This is a genomic window from Roseateles sp. UC29_93, from assembly GCF_042695725.1.
GTDB classification, from domain to species: domain Bacteria; phylum Pseudomonadota; class Gammaproteobacteria; order Burkholderiales; family Burkholderiaceae_C; genus Roseateles; species Roseateles noduli_A.
On record NZ_CP170545.1, the window covers coordinates 5,553,956 to 5,568,524 of the forward strand.

Here is a 14,569-nt window from a genome sequence, read left to right on the forward strand (position 1 = left end):
CTCAACGGTCAATTTCACCGAACACGATGTCCATCGTGCCGATCACGGCCACCGCGTCGGCAATCATGTGTCCGCGGGCCATCTCGTCCAGCGCGGCCAGGTGCGAATAACCCGGCGCGCGGATCTTCAGGCGGTACGGCTTGTTGGCGCCGTCGCTGATCAGGTAGATGCCGAACTCGCCCTTCGGGTGCTCGACCGAGGCGTAGGCCTCGCCCTCGGGGACGCGGAAACCTTCGGTGAACAGCTTGAAGTGGTGGATCAGCTCTTCCATGCTGGTCTTCATCGCCACGCGGCTGGGCGGCGCCACCTTGTGGTTGTCGGTGATGACCGGACCCGGGTTGGCCTTCAGCCACTTCACGCACTGCTGGACGATGCGGTTGGACTGGCGCATCTCCTCGACGCGCACGCAGTAGCGGTCGTAGGTGTCGCCGTTGGTGCCGACCGGGATGTCGAAGTCCATCTTGCCGTAGACGTCGTAGGGCTGCGTCTTGCGCGTGTCCCACGCGATGCCGGAGCCGCGCAGCATCGGACCCGTCAGGCCCAGGTTCAGCGCGCGCTCGGGCGTGACGACGCCGATGCCCACGGTGCGCTGCTTCCAGATGCGGTTGTCGGTCAGCAGCGTCTCGTAGTCGTCGACGTTGGCCGGGAAGCGGGCGCAGAAGTCCTCGATGAAATCGAGCAGCGAGCCCTGGCGGTTCTCGTTGAGCTTGTCGATCGCCTTCTGGTTCTTGATCTTGCTGACCTTGTACTGCGGCATCGAGTCCGGCAGGTCGCGGTACACGCCACCCGGACGGAAGTAGGCCGCGTGCATGCGCGCGCCCGAGACCGCCTCGTACATGTCGAAGATGTCCTCACGCTCGCGGAAGCAGTAGATGAGGATGTTCATCGCGCCGCAGTCGATGCCGTGCGCGCCCAGCCAGAGCAGGTGGTTCAGGATGCGGGTCAGCTCGCCGAACATCACGCGGATGTACTGCGCGCGCTCCGGCACTTCCAGGCCGAGCATCTTCTCGATGGCCAGGCAGTACGCGTGCTCGTTGGACATCATCGACACGTAGTCGAGGCGGTCCATGTAGGGCAGCGACTGGATGAAGGTCTTGGTCTCGGCCAGCTTCTCGGTGGCGCGGTGCAGCAGGCCGATGTGCGGATCGGCGCGCTGGATGACTTCCCCGTCCAGCTCCAGCACCAGGCGCAGCACGCCGTGCGCGGCCGGATGCTGCGGGCCGAAGTTCAGGGTGTAGTTCTTGATTTCGGCTGGCATGCTCACAGGCCCCCCGTAGTTGTCTTCGCGGATCACGCGCGGCGTGATCTCGCGCGGCTCGATGGTGACCGGCTGGTAGATCACGCGCTTCTGCTCGGGGTCGTAGCGCATCTCGACATGGCCCGTCACCGGGAAGTCCTTGCGCATCGGGTGGCCGATGAAACCGTAGTCGGTCAGGATGCGGCGCAGGTCCTCGTGGCCTTCGAAGATGATCCCGTACAGGTCGAACGCTTCGCGCTCGAACCAGTTGGCGGCGTTCCAGATCGGGGTCACGGCGGCGACGGACGGGAAGTCGTCCTCCGGCGCGAAGACCTTCAGGCGCAGGCGCCAGTTCTTGTTGATCGACAGCAGGTGGGTGACGACCGCGAAACGCGCGCCTTCGTAGGCGCCGTCCTTGTAGGCGGAGTAGTCCACGCCGCACAGGTCGATCAGTTGCTCGAAGCGCAGCTCGGAGTGGTCGCGCAGCAGCTTGGCGACGTTGAAGTAGTCCTTGGCCGCGACGGTGATCGTGATTTCACCCAGCTCGCGCTTGAACGCGACGATCTGGTCGCCCAGCACGCTGTGCAGGGCCGCCTGCAGGGTGTCGAGTTTGATGGTCATGGGGGTCTGCCTGCTTCTGCTCAGCGAGCGATGGTGTTCTCGCGGCGGATCTTGGCCTGCAGCTGCAGGATGCCGTAGAGCAGCGCCTCGGCGGTCGGCGGACAGCCCGGGACATAGACGTCGACCGGGACGATGCGGTCACAGCCCCGCACGACCGAATAGCTGTAGTGGTAGTAGCCGCCGCCGTTCGCGCAGCTGCCCATCGAGAGCACCCAGCGCGGCTCGGCCATCTGGTCGTAGACCTTGCGCAGCGCCGGCGCCATCTTGTTGCACAGCGTGCCGGCCACGATCATCAGGTCGGACTGGCGCGGGCTGGGACGGAACAGCATGCCGAAGCGGTCGATGTCGTAGCGGGCGGCGCCCGCGTGCATCATCTCGACCGCGCAGCAGGCAAGACCGAAGGTCATCGGCCACAACGAACCGGTCTTGGACCAGTTCACCAGCTTGTCCAGCTGGGTGGTCATGAAGCCTTCCTTCATTACGCCTTCGTTACCCATATCGAATTCCCATCTTTCGAGATCAGCGGAGAAGGAACTTCGTGACTGCGGACGTTGCATTAACGCCGCGTTGACGCGTCGCCCTTCCCTAACGGACACGCGCCCGAAACGGGCGCCGTGTCCTGAAGCATTCACGGATCCGGCGCGTCATCGCGGATCCGCCCATCGGGTCGTCACTCCCAGTCGAGCGCGCCCTTCTTCCATTCGTAGGCGAAGCCCACCACCAGGATGCCGAGGAAGAGCATCATCGCCCAGAAGCCTGCCGGTCCGATCTCGCGCAGCGAGACGGCCCACGGGAACAGGAAGGCGATTTCCAGATCGAAGAGGATGAAGAGGATGGCGACGAGGTAGTAGCGCACGTCGAACTTCATGCGCGCGTCCTCGAAGGCCTCGAAGCCGCATTCGTAGGGGCTGTTCTTCGCCGCATCAGGGCGACGCGGGCCCGCCAGGAAGCCCAGTACTTGCGGGGCGATACCCACTCCGCAACCGACCAGGATGAAAAGGATGACGGGCAGGTATTGTTCCAGGCTCACGACTTGCTCTCGTTTTATGGCCGGGAAAACCAATTCCCGACGTGTCACCGAAGATTGGCGGGCCAGGGCCGACCAACGATTCGGCAAAAGCAACGGGCGCGCCGCCAGCGATTATCCAATCGCTCACGGACCGCGCCCGCCTTGTCCTCCGGAAATTCGCACACGGGATGTGCGCTGGGATTTCCTGAGTCCTACGACCTGCTTGATCACCTTCGATCCGGCTTTCCGGCTAGATCGCGAAGACCATGGCAGGCCGATTTATTCTGGTGCCGACGGCGAGACTCGAACTCGCACAGCTTTCGCCACTACCCCCTCAAGATAGCGTGTCTACCAATTTCACCACGTCGGCTTGTCGTCACCTTTCAGTGACCTTGTCTTGACGGCTCGCGTTTCAGACAGCCTCGAATTCTATAGTGCTTTCTGAGCCCCAAAAGGAAACCAAAGCAATTTTGTCGAGGTGCTTGCGCTTGCCGCCCACCTCTGTCAGTTCGAGGCGCCGGATGCAGCAGCCGACGGCGCCGCTTGCGGAGCGATCGACGCGCCAGGCAGCACCGCGGCCGAGGCCGGCGCGGACGGCACGGCGGCGCGTTCGAGCAGTTGCTCGCCCGCCGACGGACCGGAACCGATGCCGCCGTCGCGATGGCTGCCCATGTAGGCCAGCGCCAGCGTCGACACGAAGAAGATGGTCGCCGCAACGGCCGTCGAGCGCGACAGGAAGTTCGCGCTGCCGGTGGCGCCGAACAGCGAGCCCGAGGCACCGCTGCCGAACGACGCACCCATGTCGGCGCCCTTGCCGTGCTGCACCAGCACCAGGCCGATCATCGCCAGCGCTGCGAGCAGTTGCAGCACCAGCACCAGATTCATCATCACTTGCATTGCTATTTTCTCCAGGAACCTTGAACGCCGGGCATCAGCCGGCAGCGCGGCAGATCGCCGCGAAATCGGCCGCCTTCAGCGCGGCGCCTCCGATGAGGCCGCCGTCGATGTCCGGCTGCGCAAACAGTTGGGGGGCGTTGTCGGGCTTGACGCTGCCGCCGTACAGGATCTGCATCTGATCGGCCTTCTGCGTGGCCGCGCGCAGTTGCTGGCGCAGCAGCGCGTGGACCTGCTGGGCCTGCTCCGGCGTGGCCGTCAGGCCGGTGCCGATCGCCCACACCGGCTCGTAGGCCACCACGATCTCGCCGATGCAGTGCGTCAGCGTGTGGATGACCGCCGCGAGCTGGCGCTTGACGACTTCCTCGGTGCGGCCCGCCTCGCGCTCGGCCAGCGTTTCGCCGACGCAGACGATGGGCGTGACGCCGTGCGCCAGCGCGGCCTTGGCCTTGTCGGCCACCAGCTGGTCGCTCTCGGCGTGGTACGCGCGGCGCTCCGAGTGGCCGACGATCGCGTAGCGGCAACCCAGATCCGCGAGCATGGCCGACGACACCTCGCCGGTGTAGGCGCCCTGCTCGTGCGTGGACACGTCCTGCGAGCCGTAGGCGACCTGCGTGCCGGTCAGCGCCAGCGCCGTGTCCGTGATGTACGGGAACGGCACGCACACGGCGACCTGGGCGTTCCACGGACCCGCTTCCTTCAGGCCCGCCAGCAGCACGGCGTTGGACGCACGGGTGCCGTGCATCTTCCAGTTGCCGACCACCAGTTTCTTGCGCATCAGATCAACTCCCTTGAATCCGAAAAATCCTGCGGATGAGCGGACCGCTCACCAGCTCAGCACGATCTTGCCGACGTGCTCGCCCGACTCCATCAGCGCATGCGCCGCGGCGGCTTCCGACGCGGGCAACTGCTTGAAGATCACCGGCGAGATCGCCCGCGACTCGAGCAGCGGCCATACGCGCTCGCGCAGCGCGCGAGCGATGCCGGCCTTGAAGGCGATCGGACGCGGACGCAGCGTGGAGCCAGTGATCGTCAGACGGCGGCGCAAGACCTGACCCGCATCGAACTCCGCCTTCACGCCGCCCTGCACCGCGATGATCACGGCACGGCCGTCGTCGGCCAGGCACTGCACGTTGCGGGCGACATAGCTGCCGGCCACCATGTCCAGGATCACGTCGACGCCGCGACCGTCCGTCGCCGTCTTCACTTCCTCGACGAAGTCCTGGTCGCGATAGTTGATCGCGACGTCGGCGCCGAGCGCCAGGCAGGCCTTCGCCTTGTCCGCGTTGCCGACGGTGACCAGCACCGTCGAGCCCAGCGCCTTCGCCAACTGGATCGCCGTCACGCCGATGCCGCTGCTGCCGCCGTGGACCAGCAGGCTTTCGCCAGGCTGCAGGCGGGCACGCTCGAAGACGTTGCTCCAGACGGTGAAGAAGGTCTCCGGCAGGCTCGCCGCCTCGACCATGCTCCAGCCCTTCGGCACCGGCAGGCACTGGGCCACCGGCGCCACGCAGAGCTCGGCATAACCACCACCCGCCACCAGCGCGCAGACCGCGTCGCCGACCTGGAGGCCGGCGGCGGCCAGCGCCTGGGCATCCCCCGACTCGACCGTGCCCGCGACTTCCAGTCCTGGAAGATCGCTGGCACCAGCCGGCGCCGGATAGGCACCCTTGCGCTGCAGCACGTCCGGACGGTTGATGCCGTAAGCCTGCACGCGGATCAGGCACTCGCCAGCCCCGGCGACGGGGGCGGCGCGCTCGATCAGCTGCAGGACCTCCGGTCCGCCGGGCTGGGTGATGGCGATGGCCTTCATGACGTGAGCTGCCGGGCCGCTTCGCCGATTACTCGGCCGAGCCTTCGCCGTGGAACGGAGCGGCCGGGGCCGCATCGCGGTCCAGCAGCGCCTTCATCGACAGCTTGATGCGGCCCTTCTCGTCGGTCTCGAGCACCTTGACCTTGACGATCTGACCTTCGCTCAGGAAGTCGGTGACCTTCTCGACGCGCTGATGCGCGATCTGGCTGATGTGCAGCAGGCCGTCCTTGCCGGGCAGGATGTTGACCAGCGCGCCGAAGTCCAGGATCTTGGTGACCGCACCTTCGTAGACCTTGCCGATCTCGGCTTCCGCGGTGATCTCGGCGATGCGCTTCTTGGCGATCTCGGCCTTGGCGCCGTCGGTCGACGCGATCGTGATCGTGCCGTCTTCGCCGATGTCGATCTGCGTGCCGGTCTCTTCGGTCAGCGCGCGGATGGTCGCGCCGCCCTTGCCGATCACGTCACGGATCTTCTCCGGATTGATCTTCATCGTGTACAGGCGGGGCGCGAACTGCGAGATCTCGGCGTTGGCCGTGCCTTGAGCGCCGACCATGGCTTCCAGGATGTGCAGGCGGGCTTCCTTGGCTTGCGCCAGGGCGACCTGCATGATTTCCTTGGTGATGCCCTGGATCTTGATGTCCATCTGCAGCGCGGTGATGCCCGAGGTCGTGCCGGCCACCTTGAAGTCCATGTCGCCCAGGTGATCTTCATCGCCCAGGATGTCGGTCAGCACGGCGAAGCGGTTGGCGTCCTTGATCAGACCCATCGCGATGCCGGCGACGTGCGCCTTCAGCGGCACGCCGGCGTCCAGCAGCGACAGGCAGCCGCCGCAGACCGAAGCCATCGACGAGGAGCCGTTGGACTCGGTGATTTCCGAGACCACGCGGATCGAGTACGGGAAGTCTTCCTTGGTCGGCAGCACGGCGACGAGCGCGCGCTTGGCCAGACGGCCGTGGCCGATTTCGCGGCGCTTGGGGCTGCCCACGCGACCGGTTTCGCCGGTGGCGAACGGGGGCATGTTGTAGTGCAGCATGAAGCGCTCGGAGTACTCGCCGGCCAGCGCGTCGATGGTCTGCGCGTCGCGGTCGGTGCCCAGCGTCGCGGCAACCAGCGCCTGCGTTTCGCCGCGGGTGAACAACGACGAACCGTGGGCGCGCGGCAGCACGCCGTTGCGGATCTCGATGGCGCGGACGGTGCGGGTATCGCGGCCGTCGATGCGCGGTTCGCCGGCCAGGATCTGGCCGCGGACGATGCGGGCTTCGATCTCGAACAGCAGGCCGTCGACTTCGACGCCGTCGAAGGCGGTGCCTTCGGCGGTCAGGGCGGCCTTGACCTTCGAGTAGGCGCTGCGGCAGGCCTCGGTACGGGCCTGCTTCGAACGGATCTGGTAGGCGGCGCGCAGGTCTTCCTCAGCCAGGGCGGTGACCTTGGCGATGAAGGCCTCGTCCTTGGCCGGGGCGACCCAGTTCCACGACGGCTTGCCGGCGTCGCGGACCAGTTCGTTGATCGCGGCGATGGCGACCTTGCCCTGGTCGTGACCGAAGGTCACGGCGCCCAGCATGATGTCTTCGCTCAGCTGGTCGGCTTCGGACTCGACCATCAGCACGGCGGCTTCGGTGCCGGCGACGACCAGGTCCAGCTTGGAGTCGATCAGCTGGGTCTTGCCCGGGTTCAGCACGTACTCGCCGTTGACGTAGCCCACGCGGGCGGCGCCAATCGGGCCGTTGAACGGGATGCCGGAGATGGCCAGCGCGGCGCTGGTGGCGATCAGGGCGGCGATGTCGGCCTGGACTTCAGGGTTCAGCGACACCGTGTGGACGACGACCTGGACTTCGTTGAAGAAGCCTTCCGGGAACAGCGGGCGGATCGGGCGGTCGATCAGGCGCGAGGTCAGGGTCTCGAGCTCGCTCGGGCGGCCTTCACGCTTGAAGAAGCTGCCGGGGATCTTGCCGGCGGCGTAGGTCTTCTCGATGTAGTCGACGGTCAGCGGGAAGAAGTCCTGGCCGGCCTTCGGGGAGGACTTGGCGACGACGGTCGCCAGCACCACGGTGTCCTCGATGTTCACCAGCACGGCGCCGGAGGACTGACGGGCGATTTCGCCGGTCTCCATCACGACTTGATGTTGGCCCCATTGGAAGGTCTTCACGACCTTGTTGAACATGCTCATTCGAGTTCTCCTCAGTTCAGGGATGCGCCGCTTGCGGTGCGGCACAGAGACCGGGAGTGAAACTGGGTTTGGCGGGATGCCATTCCAGAGCGGCTGCTTGTCCGGCTGCCACCGGCAAACGCTTTGGAATGACACATCGGCGCCACGTCAGTTCAACTCCGTTGTCCGACCGGTCCGCGGACCGGTCGGGCCGCCTGCCGGAACACTCCGGCCGACGGCACGCAGAAACGACAAAGAGCCTGTTGGAGTCAGACCAATCAGGCTCTTTGCTTTCATGCGCCGATTACTTGCGCAGACCCAGCTTCTGGATCAGGGCGGTGTAGCGGTCGGCGTCCTTCTTCTTCAGGTAGGACAGCAGGCTCTTGCGCGCGTTGACCATCTTCAGCAGGCCGCGGCGGCCGTGGTGGTCCTTGGCGTGCAGCTTGAAGTGGGGGGTCAGCTCGTTGATGCGCGCGGTCAGCAGGGCGACTTGCACTTCCGGCGAGCCGGTGTCGTTGGCGCTGCGCGCGTTGGCCTTGACGATCTCGGCCTTGTTTTGGTCGAAGCTGGACATGATGCGTTCCTTGTTCCGGAATGATTCGGAAGGTCCGCCGGCATGGCCAGTGAAGGCGTCAGGTGCGCAGACGGTTTCCGAGGTTGGACTTGCGATCACAGGTGAAACCGACCCGTGTCGTGCTGATTGCCGTCGCCAGGATGAACCTGACAGGACAGCCGGGGAGTATAGCCGCAAACCATACCTTTCAGTAGGGCCGCTTCATCCGGCAGCTGGAAGGCTGCTCCGCCTGCGCCGCATCGAGGAAGCGCAGCGTGCGGAAGCCGTAGCCGGACCCCTCGTTGTCGTGGGCCGTGCCGGCTTCGCCGGCACGGCGCATGACGCTGACGTAGAGCGGCTGCTGGAGCTGGTGATCCGACGGCCGCATCCAGCCCTGGTGAGCCACGCCGAGCGGCCGACCATCGAGCCTCAAACCTTCCAGCGCCAGCGCGACCGCCTTCGGATCGGTGCTGCCGGCCTTCTCCATCGCAGCGGCCAGCATCTCGACCATCAGCTGCATGCGCGCATGGAGGTAGTCGTGCTCCGGCTTCGGGAAGCGCTGGCGGAAGGTCGCATAGAAGCGCTCCGAGTCCACGGTGCCGACGTTCGGATGCCACTCCGCCACCGCCAGCACGCGGTCGACGCCCGCCTCGCCCAGCACGCCGGGCACCCCCAGCGCGTTGCCGTAGAACGTGTAGAAGCGTGCATCGAGGCCGATGTCCTTGGCCGCCTTGATCAGCAGCGTCAGGTCGTTGCCCCAGTTGCCGGTGAGCACGGCCTGGGCGCCACTGGCGCGGATCTTCGTCGCGTACGGAAGAAAGTCCTTCACGCGGCCGAGCGGGTGGAGTTCATCGCCGACGATCTGCAGGTCCGGACGACGCTGCGCCAGCATCGCCCTCGCCTGCTCTCGCAGGTGTTGGCCGAAGCTGTAGTCCTGCCCGATCAGGTAGAGCCGCTTGAGATTCCGATCCTGGGCGATCACCTCGACCAGCGCGGCCAGCCGCATGTCGGTATGGGCGTCAAAACGGAAGTGCCAGAAGCTGCACTGCGCACCGGTCAGCGCAGGGTCGACGGCCGCATAGTTGAGGAACAACGCGCGGCGGTCGGGCTCACGGGTGTTGTGCTTGTCGAGCGCGCCGATCAGCGCGCTCGCAACGGCCGAGCTGTTGCCCTGGAGGACCACCGGGATGCCCTGGTCCGTCGCCGCGCGCAGCATCGACAGCGACTCCTCGACGGAGCCCTTGCTGTCGAAGCGGACGATCTCCAGACGGCGCGCGCCGCCCGGCAGCTTCACGCCGCCACGCGCGTTGACGCGCTCGGTCGCCCAGATGAGATTGCGGAAGACAGCCTCGCCGCCGTTGCCGAGCGGACCGGAGAGCCCCTCGATCAAGGCGAGCCGGATCGGAGCGGCAGGCGTCACCGGGACAGGCGGGACGGCGGCGGCCGGGGCGACTTGAGCGAGCACGACACCTGCGGCAAGCGCGGAAGCGACAGCCGTCGCAGCGGTCAGCGCGACCGCCGCCCTCCTCGTCCAGCGCATCACAGCTGCGCCGGGCTGGCGAGCTGCGACAGGTCCCAGCGCGGCTTGACCTCGAAGCCACCATCGCGCGTCAGGTTCGCCATGTCGCGCTGCAGACGCAGTCCGGCCGCGAGGGCGATCATGGCGCCGTTGTCCGTGCACAGGTGCAGCTCGGGATAGTGGACGCGCACGCGGCGCTTCTCGCAGGCTGCATCCAGCTGCTCTCGCAAGCGCCTGTTCGCGCCGACGCCGCCTGCCACGACCAGACGCTTCAGGCCGGTTTCCTTCAGCGCCAGCAACGCCTTCTTGACCAGCACCTCCACGATGGCGGCCTGCGTCGAGGCCGCGAGATCGGCCCGCTGCGACTCGGTGATGCCGCCGGGCTGCGCCTCGAGCTTGCGGACTTGCGTCAGCACCGCCGTCTTCAAGCCGGCAAAGCTGAAGTCCGGCTTGCCACTGTGCATGAGCGGGCGCGGCAGCGCGAAGGCTTCCGGATTCCCCTGCTCCGCCAGCTTCGACAGATGGGGACCACCGGGATACGGCAGCCCGAGCAGCTTGGCCGACTTGTCGAAGGCTTCCCCGGCGGCGTCGTCGATGGTCTCGCCGAGCAGCTCGTAGCTGCCGACGTCGTCGACGCGCATCAGTTGCGTGTGCCCCCCGGACACCAGCAGCGCGACGAACGGGAACTCCGGCGGGTCCGCCGAGAGGAACGGCGACAGCAGGTGCCCTTCGAGGTGATGGATGCCCATCACCGGCCGATCAAGCGCGACGCCCAGCGAGGCGGCAACGCCCGCACCGACCAGCAGCGCGCCAGCCAGGCCGGGACCTTGCGTGTACGCGACGACGTCGACATCCGCCAGCGACAGGCCGGCGCTCGCAAGAACTTCGCGCGTCAACGGCAGCACACGGCGGATATGGTCACGCGAGGCCAGCTCGGGCACGACGCCGCCGTAGGCCTGGTGCATCGTGATCTGGCTGTGCAGCGCATGGGCGAGCAGCGTCGGCACGCCATCGCCGGACGCGTCGACCAGCGCCACGCCGGTTTCGTCGCAAGAGGATTCGATGCCGAGGACGCGCATGGGCTCAGACGCTCAATGGTTCTCTTTGGCGTGGTTGATCGAGTACTTGGGGATCTCGACCGTCACGTCCTTGTTGGACAGGATGGCCTGGCAGGACAGGCGCGAGTTGGGCTCCAGACCCCAGGCGCGGTCCAGCATGTCTTCCTCGTTCTCCTCCATCTCGGACAGGGACGCGAAGCCCTCGCGCACGATCACGTGGCAGGTCGTGCAGGCACAGACCTGGTCGCAGGCGTGTTCGATGTCGATGTGGTTGTCGAGCATCGCCTCGCAGATCGTCGTGCCCGAGGGGGCCTCGATCGACTTGCCCTCGGGCGCGTATTCGGGATGGGGAAGGATCTTGATGACAGGCATGGGGAGGTATCCTTGAGGCTGGCGAGCTGAGCTTGTCCGGCTGGGCGTCGGCTTGCGGTCAGACCTGATCGATGCTGCGGCCGGTCAGGGCCTGCTGGATGCCGCGGTTCATGCGCGCGGCGGCGAAGGCCTCGGTGCCCTTGGCCAGCGCCTCGACGGCGGCATCGATCGCATCGGCGTTCGCGACCGCGTCGTCGGCCTGCGCCTTGGCGAGCAGGTCCGTCTGCAGCGCGGCGATCTCGGCGCGCTCGGCGTCGCTGAGCAGGTCGCCGTCGGCGCGCAGCGCGGACTGGGTCGCGAGGATCATCCGCTCGGCCTCGACGCGCGCCTCGCGCAGCTTGCGGGCGACCATGTCGCCCTCGGCACTCGCGAAGCCCTCGCGCAACATCGTCGCGATCTGGTCGTCGGAGAGCCCGTAGCTCGGCTTGACCTGCACCGCCGCCTCGACGCCCGAGCCCAGCTCGCGCGCGGAGACGCTCAGCAGGCCGTCAGCGTCGACCTGGAAGGTCACGCGGATGCGGGCGGCGCCGGCGACCATCGGAGGAATGCCGCGCAACTCGAAGCGCGCCAGCGAGCGGCACTCGCTCACCAGTTCGCGCTCGCCCTGCAGCACGTGCACCGCCAGCGCGGTCTGGCCGTCCTTGAAGGTGGTGAAGTCCTGCGCCTTCGCCACGGGGATCGTGGCATTGCGCTCGATGATGCGTTCGACCAGGCCGCCCATCGTCTCCAGACCCAGCGACAGTGGGATCACGTCCAGCAGCAGGATCTCGCCATCGGCGCTGTTGCCGGCCAACTGGTTGGCCTGCACGGAGGCGCCGAGCGCAACGACCTCGTCGGGATTCAGATTGGTCAGGACCTCGCGACCGAACAGCTCGCCGACGACGCGACGCACGATCGGCATGCGCGTCGAGCCGCCGACCATCACCGTGCCCTGAACCTCATCCGCGGTGACCTTGGCGTCGCGCAGCACGCGTCGCACGGCCAGCAGTGTCTTGTTGACCAGCGGCTGGGCCAGCTCGTCGAACTGACCGCGCGAGACCTCGACGCTCAGCGCGCCGGCATCCAGCGCGGCGCTCAGCGTCACGCGCTCGTGATCGGTCAACGCTTCCTTGGCCTCACGCGCGGCGACGAGTACGCGGCGCTTGTCCGCCGCGCTGCTGACGCTCAAGCCCGCCTGCGCCAGCGCCCAGTCGGCCAGCAGGCGATCGAAGTCGTCGCCGCCAAGTTGCGCGTCGCCGCCGGTGGCCACCACTTCGAAGACGCCCTTCGTCAGGCGCAGCAGCGAGATGTCGAAGGTGCCGCCACCCAGGTCGTAGACGGCGTAGAGCCCTTCGCTGCCGTTGTCGAGCCCGTAGGCGATCGCGGCGGCGGTGGGCTCGTTGATCAGACGCAGCACGTTCAGGCCCGCCAACTGGGCCGCATCCTTGGTCGCCTGGCGCTGCGCGTCGTCGAAGTACGCGGGCACCGTGATGACGGCACCGAACAGGTCGTCGTTGAACGTGTCCTCGGCGCGCTGGCGCAGCGTGGCGAGGATCTCGGCGCTGATTTCGACCGGCGACTTCAGGCCCTCGCGGGTGACCACGCTCAGCATGCCGGGCGTGTCCTCGAAGCGGTAGGGGAGCTTGTCGCGGTTGGCGATGTCGTCGAGCCGGCGCCCCATGAAGCGCTTCACCGAGACGATGGTGTTCTCCGGATCCTCAGCCTGCGCGGCGAGCGCCTCGTAACCGAACTGGCGGCGGCCTTCCGGCATCACGCGCACGGCCGACGGCAGGATCACGCGACCCTGCTCGTCCGGCAGGCACTCGGCGACGCCGTGGCGCATCGCCGCCACCAGCGAATGCGTCGTGCCGAGGTCGATGCCCACCGCGATGCGACGCTGATGGGGATCGGGCGACGCGCCGGGTTCGGAGATTTGCAGCAGGGCCATGGTGTGTTGTCTTGTTCTTCGAAGGTCGAATCGAATGTCGAATCGGATGCCGGGTTCAGGAAGGCTCGAGCGCATCCAGTCGATGGTCGATGTCCGAGCGGAAACGCGTCAGGAACATCAGCGCGCGCACCGATTCGGCGGCGCCGGCGGCGTTGTCCTCGTCATCGAGCTGGCGGCCGGCCTGCGCCAGCAGTGCCCGTTCGCGGTCCGCGACCTGCTTGTCGATGGCCAGGATCGCGTCGGGCGTCTTCGCCTCGTCAAGCGACTCGCGCCACTCCATCTGCTCCATCAGGAAGGCCGCGGGCATGCGGGTGTTCTCGTTGGCCTGGATCGGCGCGCCGCGCAGTTCGCAAAGGTAGGAAGCGCGCTTGAGCGGATCGCGCAGGCGCTGGTGCGCCTCGTTGACGCGCAGCGCCCATTGCATCGCCAGACGCTGCGACGCCGCGCCGTCGGCGGCGAAGCGGTCCGGATGCACCTTGGCCGCGAGCGCCTTCCAGCGCTCGGCGATCTCGGCGCCGTCTTGCGCGAAGCGCTGCGGCAAGCCGAACAGGATGAAGTCGTCGTCGTCGAGTTTCATGAACTCACGCTCGGCGCGAAGCCGAATCAATCGCACGAACAAAAAAGCGCGGCACCGTGGCCGCGCCTCTCTTCGCTTGCGAACTCAGACGCGGAAAGACTCGCCGCAGCCGCAGCGGTCCTTTTCGCGAGGGTTGCGGAACTTGAAGCCCTCGTTCAGGCCCTCGCGGACGAAGTCCAGCTCGGTGCCGTCCAGGTACGGCAGGCTCTTCGGGTCGATCAGCACCTTCACGCCATGGCCCTCGAAGATCACGTCCTCGGGGGTCACCTCGTCCGCGTACTCCAGCTTGTAGGCCAGGCCCGAGCAGCCGGTGGTCTTCACGCCCAGGCGCACGCCCACGCCACGGCCGCGCTTGGCGATGTAGCGCGTGACGTGCCGGGCGGCGGCTTCGGTCAGGGTGACGGACATCGCTGACCTCAGGCGGTGGCGGTGGCGCCCGCCTCGGCGTTCGAACCGTGCTTGGCACGGTAGTCGTCCACGGCGGCCTTGATGGCGTCCTCGGCCAGGATCGAGCAGTGGATCTTCACCGGCGGCAGGGCCAGTTCTTCCGCGATCTGGTTGTTCTTGATGGACAGCGCCTGGTCCAGCGTCTTGCCCTTGACCCACTCGGTGACCAGCGAGCTCGACGCGATCGCCGAGCCGCAGCCGTAGGTCTTGAACTTCGCGTCCTCGATCAGGCCGGTCGCGGGATTGACCTTGATCTGGAGCTTCATCACGTCGCCGCAGGCCGGCGCGCCGACCATGCCGGTGCCGACGGATTCGTCGCCCTTGTCGAAGCCGCCCACGTTGCGGGGATTTTCGTAGTGGTCGATGACCTTGTCGCTGTATGCCATGTCGTGTTCT

General features: G+C 66.9%; 15 protein-coding genes, 1 tRNA gene and 1 pseudogene. All 17 read right to left on the bottom strand.

Going from position 1 to position 14,569, the window contains the following annotated elements; translation table 11 throughout:
• Window position 1: 1 nt before the first annotated feature.
• The gene (locus tag ACFJIX_RS25750; protein WP_377161978.1) at window positions 2-1,258 is read right to left on the bottom strand and encodes an NADH-quinone oxidoreductase subunit D; all 1,257 of its coding nucleotides are present in this window, start codon (window positions 1,256-1,258) and stop codon (window positions 2-4) included.
• 9 nt (window positions 1,259-1,267) lie between these two features.
• Window positions 1,268-1,858: pseudogene (locus tag ACFJIX_RS25755) on the bottom strand (NADH-quinone oxidoreductase subunit C); the annotation flags it as partial.
• A 20-nt stretch (window positions 1,859-1,878) separates the two neighbouring features.
• Window positions 1,879-2,355 (bottom strand): NADH-quinone oxidoreductase subunit B family protein, encoded by a 477-nt coding sequence (locus ACFJIX_RS25760; RefSeq protein ID WP_067273441.1) that lies wholly within the window; start codon window positions 2,353-2,355, stop codon window positions 1,879-1,881.
• Between the two features lie 173 nt (window positions 2,356-2,528).
• Window positions 2,529-2,888, bottom strand: a complete 360-nt coding sequence (locus tag ACFJIX_RS25765) for an NADH-quinone oxidoreductase subunit A (protein WP_067273444.1) — start codon at window positions 2,886-2,888, stop codon at window positions 2,529-2,531.
• 264 nt (window positions 2,889-3,152) lie between these two features.
• Window positions 3,153-3,237: transfer RNA gene (locus ACFJIX_RS25770), tRNA-Leu, on the bottom strand.
• Between the two features lie 134 nt (window positions 3,238-3,371).
• A complete protein-coding gene (gene secG, locus ACFJIX_RS25775) occupies window positions 3,372-3,764 on the bottom strand; it encodes a preprotein translocase subunit SecG (RefSeq protein ID WP_377155460.1) in 393 nt (130 codons plus the stop codon).
• Between the two features lie 34 nt (window positions 3,765-3,798).
• Entirely contained in the window at window positions 3,799-4,539 is a 741-nt protein-coding gene (gene tpiA, locus ACFJIX_RS25780; protein WP_377155461.1) for a triose-phosphate isomerase, read from the bottom strand.
• A gap of 48 nt (window positions 4,540-4,587) precedes the next feature.
• Window positions 4,588-5,574 carry an NAD(P)H-quinone oxidoreductase gene (locus tag ACFJIX_RS25785; protein ID WP_377155462.1) on the bottom strand — a complete coding sequence of 329 codons (987 nt, stop codon included), beginning with the start codon at window positions 5,572-5,574 and terminating at the stop codon, window positions 4,588-4,590.
• A 28-nt stretch (window positions 5,575-5,602) separates the two neighbouring features.
• Window positions 5,603-7,741, bottom strand: coding sequence for a polyribonucleotide nucleotidyltransferase (gene pnp, locus ACFJIX_RS25790; RefSeq protein ID WP_377155463.1), 2,139 nt, complete (start codon window positions 7,739-7,741; stop codon window positions 5,603-5,605).
• 283 nt (window positions 7,742-8,024) lie between these two features.
• Entirely contained in the window at window positions 8,025-8,294 is a 270-nt protein-coding gene (gene rpsO / locus ACFJIX_RS25795; RefSeq protein WP_067273461.1) for a 30S ribosomal protein S15, read from the bottom strand.
• Between the two features lie 187 nt (window positions 8,295-8,481).
• Window positions 8,482-9,813, bottom strand: coding sequence for a branched-chain amino acid ABC transporter substrate-binding protein (locus ACFJIX_RS25800; protein WP_377155464.1), 1,332 nt, complete (start codon window positions 9,811-9,813; stop codon window positions 8,482-8,484).
• A complete protein-coding gene (tsaD, locus tag ACFJIX_RS25805; protein ID WP_377155465.1) occupies window positions 9,813-10,871 on the bottom strand; it encodes a tRNA (adenosine(37)-N6)-threonylcarbamoyltransferase complex transferase subunit TsaD in 1,059 nt (352 codons plus the stop codon). The genes ACFJIX_RS25800 and tsaD overlap by 1 nt, the downstream gene beginning before the upstream one ends.
• Window positions 10,872-10,883: 12 nt before the next feature.
• Window positions 10,884-11,222: an ISC system 2Fe-2S type ferredoxin gene (gene fdx / locus ACFJIX_RS25810; RefSeq protein WP_067273474.1), complete on the bottom strand. Its 339-nt coding sequence runs from the start codon at window positions 11,220-11,222 to the stop codon at window positions 10,884-10,886.
• Window positions 11,223-11,280: 58 nt separating this feature from the next.
• Window positions 11,281-13,149: a Fe-S protein assembly chaperone HscA gene (hscA, locus tag ACFJIX_RS25815; RefSeq protein WP_377155466.1), complete on the bottom strand. Its 1,869-nt coding sequence runs from the start codon at window positions 13,147-13,149 to the stop codon at window positions 11,281-11,283.
• Between the two features lie 55 nt (window positions 13,150-13,204).
• Entirely contained in the window at window positions 13,205-13,726 is a 522-nt protein-coding gene (gene hscB, locus ACFJIX_RS25820) for a Fe-S protein assembly co-chaperone HscB (protein WP_377155467.1), read from the bottom strand.
• An 84-nt stretch (window positions 13,727-13,810) separates the two neighbouring features.
• Window positions 13,811-14,134: an iron-sulfur cluster assembly protein IscA gene (iscA, locus tag ACFJIX_RS25825; RefSeq protein WP_377155468.1), complete on the bottom strand. Its 324-nt coding sequence runs from the start codon at window positions 14,132-14,134 to the stop codon at window positions 13,811-13,813.
• An 8-nt stretch (window positions 14,135-14,142) separates the two neighbouring features.
• Window positions 14,143-14,559, bottom strand: coding sequence for a Fe-S cluster assembly scaffold IscU (gene iscU / locus ACFJIX_RS25830; protein ID WP_377155469.1), 417 nt, complete (start codon window positions 14,557-14,559; stop codon window positions 14,143-14,145).
• Window positions 14,560-14,569: the final 10 nt, after the last annotated feature.

What these genes read in the sequence shown, in the direction of transcription:
- ACFJIX_RS25760 (WP_067273441.1), bottom strand. Translation starts at nt 2,355, where the DNA reads ATGGGTAACGAAGGCGTAATGAAGGAAGGCTTCATGACCACCCAGCTG.
- hscB (WP_377155467.1), bottom strand. Translation starts at nt 13,726, where the DNA reads ATGAAACTCGACGACGACGACTTCATCCTGTTCGGCTTGCCGCAGCGC.
- ACFJIX_RS25800 (WP_377155464.1), bottom strand. Translation starts at nt 9,813, where the DNA reads ATGCGCTGGACGAGGAGGGCGGCGGTCGCGCTGACCGCTGCGACGGCT.
- hscA (WP_377155466.1), bottom strand. Translation starts at nt 13,149, where the DNA reads ATGGCCCTGCTGCAAATCTCCGAACCCGGCGCGTCGCCCGATCCCCAT.
- rpsO (WP_067273461.1), bottom strand. Translation starts at nt 8,294, where the DNA reads ATGTCCAGCTTCGACCAAAACAAGGCCGAGATCGTCAAGGCCAACGCG.
- ACFJIX_RS25785 (WP_377155462.1), bottom strand. Translation starts at nt 5,574, where the DNA reads ATGAAGGCCATCGCCATCACCCAGCCCGGCGGACCGGAGGTCCTGCAG.
- iscA (WP_377155468.1), bottom strand. Translation starts at nt 14,134, where the DNA reads ATGTCCGTCACCCTGACCGAAGCCGCCGCCCGGCACGTCACGCGCTAC.
- ACFJIX_RS25750 (WP_377161978.1), bottom strand. Translation starts at nt 1,258, where the DNA reads ATGCCAGCCGAAATCAAGAACTACACCCTGAACTTCGGCCCGCAGCAT.
- fdx (WP_067273474.1), bottom strand. Translation starts at nt 11,222, where the DNA reads ATGCCTGTCATCAAGATCCTTCCCCATCCCGAATACGCGCCCGAGGGC.
- iscU (WP_377155469.1), bottom strand. Translation starts at nt 14,559, where the DNA reads ATGGCATACAGCGACAAGGTCATCGACCACTACGAAAATCCCCGCAAC.
- secG (WP_377155460.1), bottom strand. Translation starts at nt 3,764, where the DNA reads ATGCAAGTGATGATGAATCTGGTGCTGGTGCTGCAACTGCTCGCAGCG.
- tpiA (WP_377155461.1), bottom strand. Translation starts at nt 4,539, where the DNA reads ATGCGCAAGAAACTGGTGGTCGGCAACTGGAAGATGCACGGCACCCGT.
- tsaD (WP_377155465.1), bottom strand. Translation starts at nt 10,871, where the DNA reads ATGCGCGTCCTCGGCATCGAATCCTCTTGCGACGAAACCGGCGTGGCG.
- pnp (WP_377155463.1), bottom strand. Translation starts at nt 7,741, where the DNA reads ATGAGCATGTTCAACAAGGTCGTGAAGACCTTCCAATGGGGCCAACAT.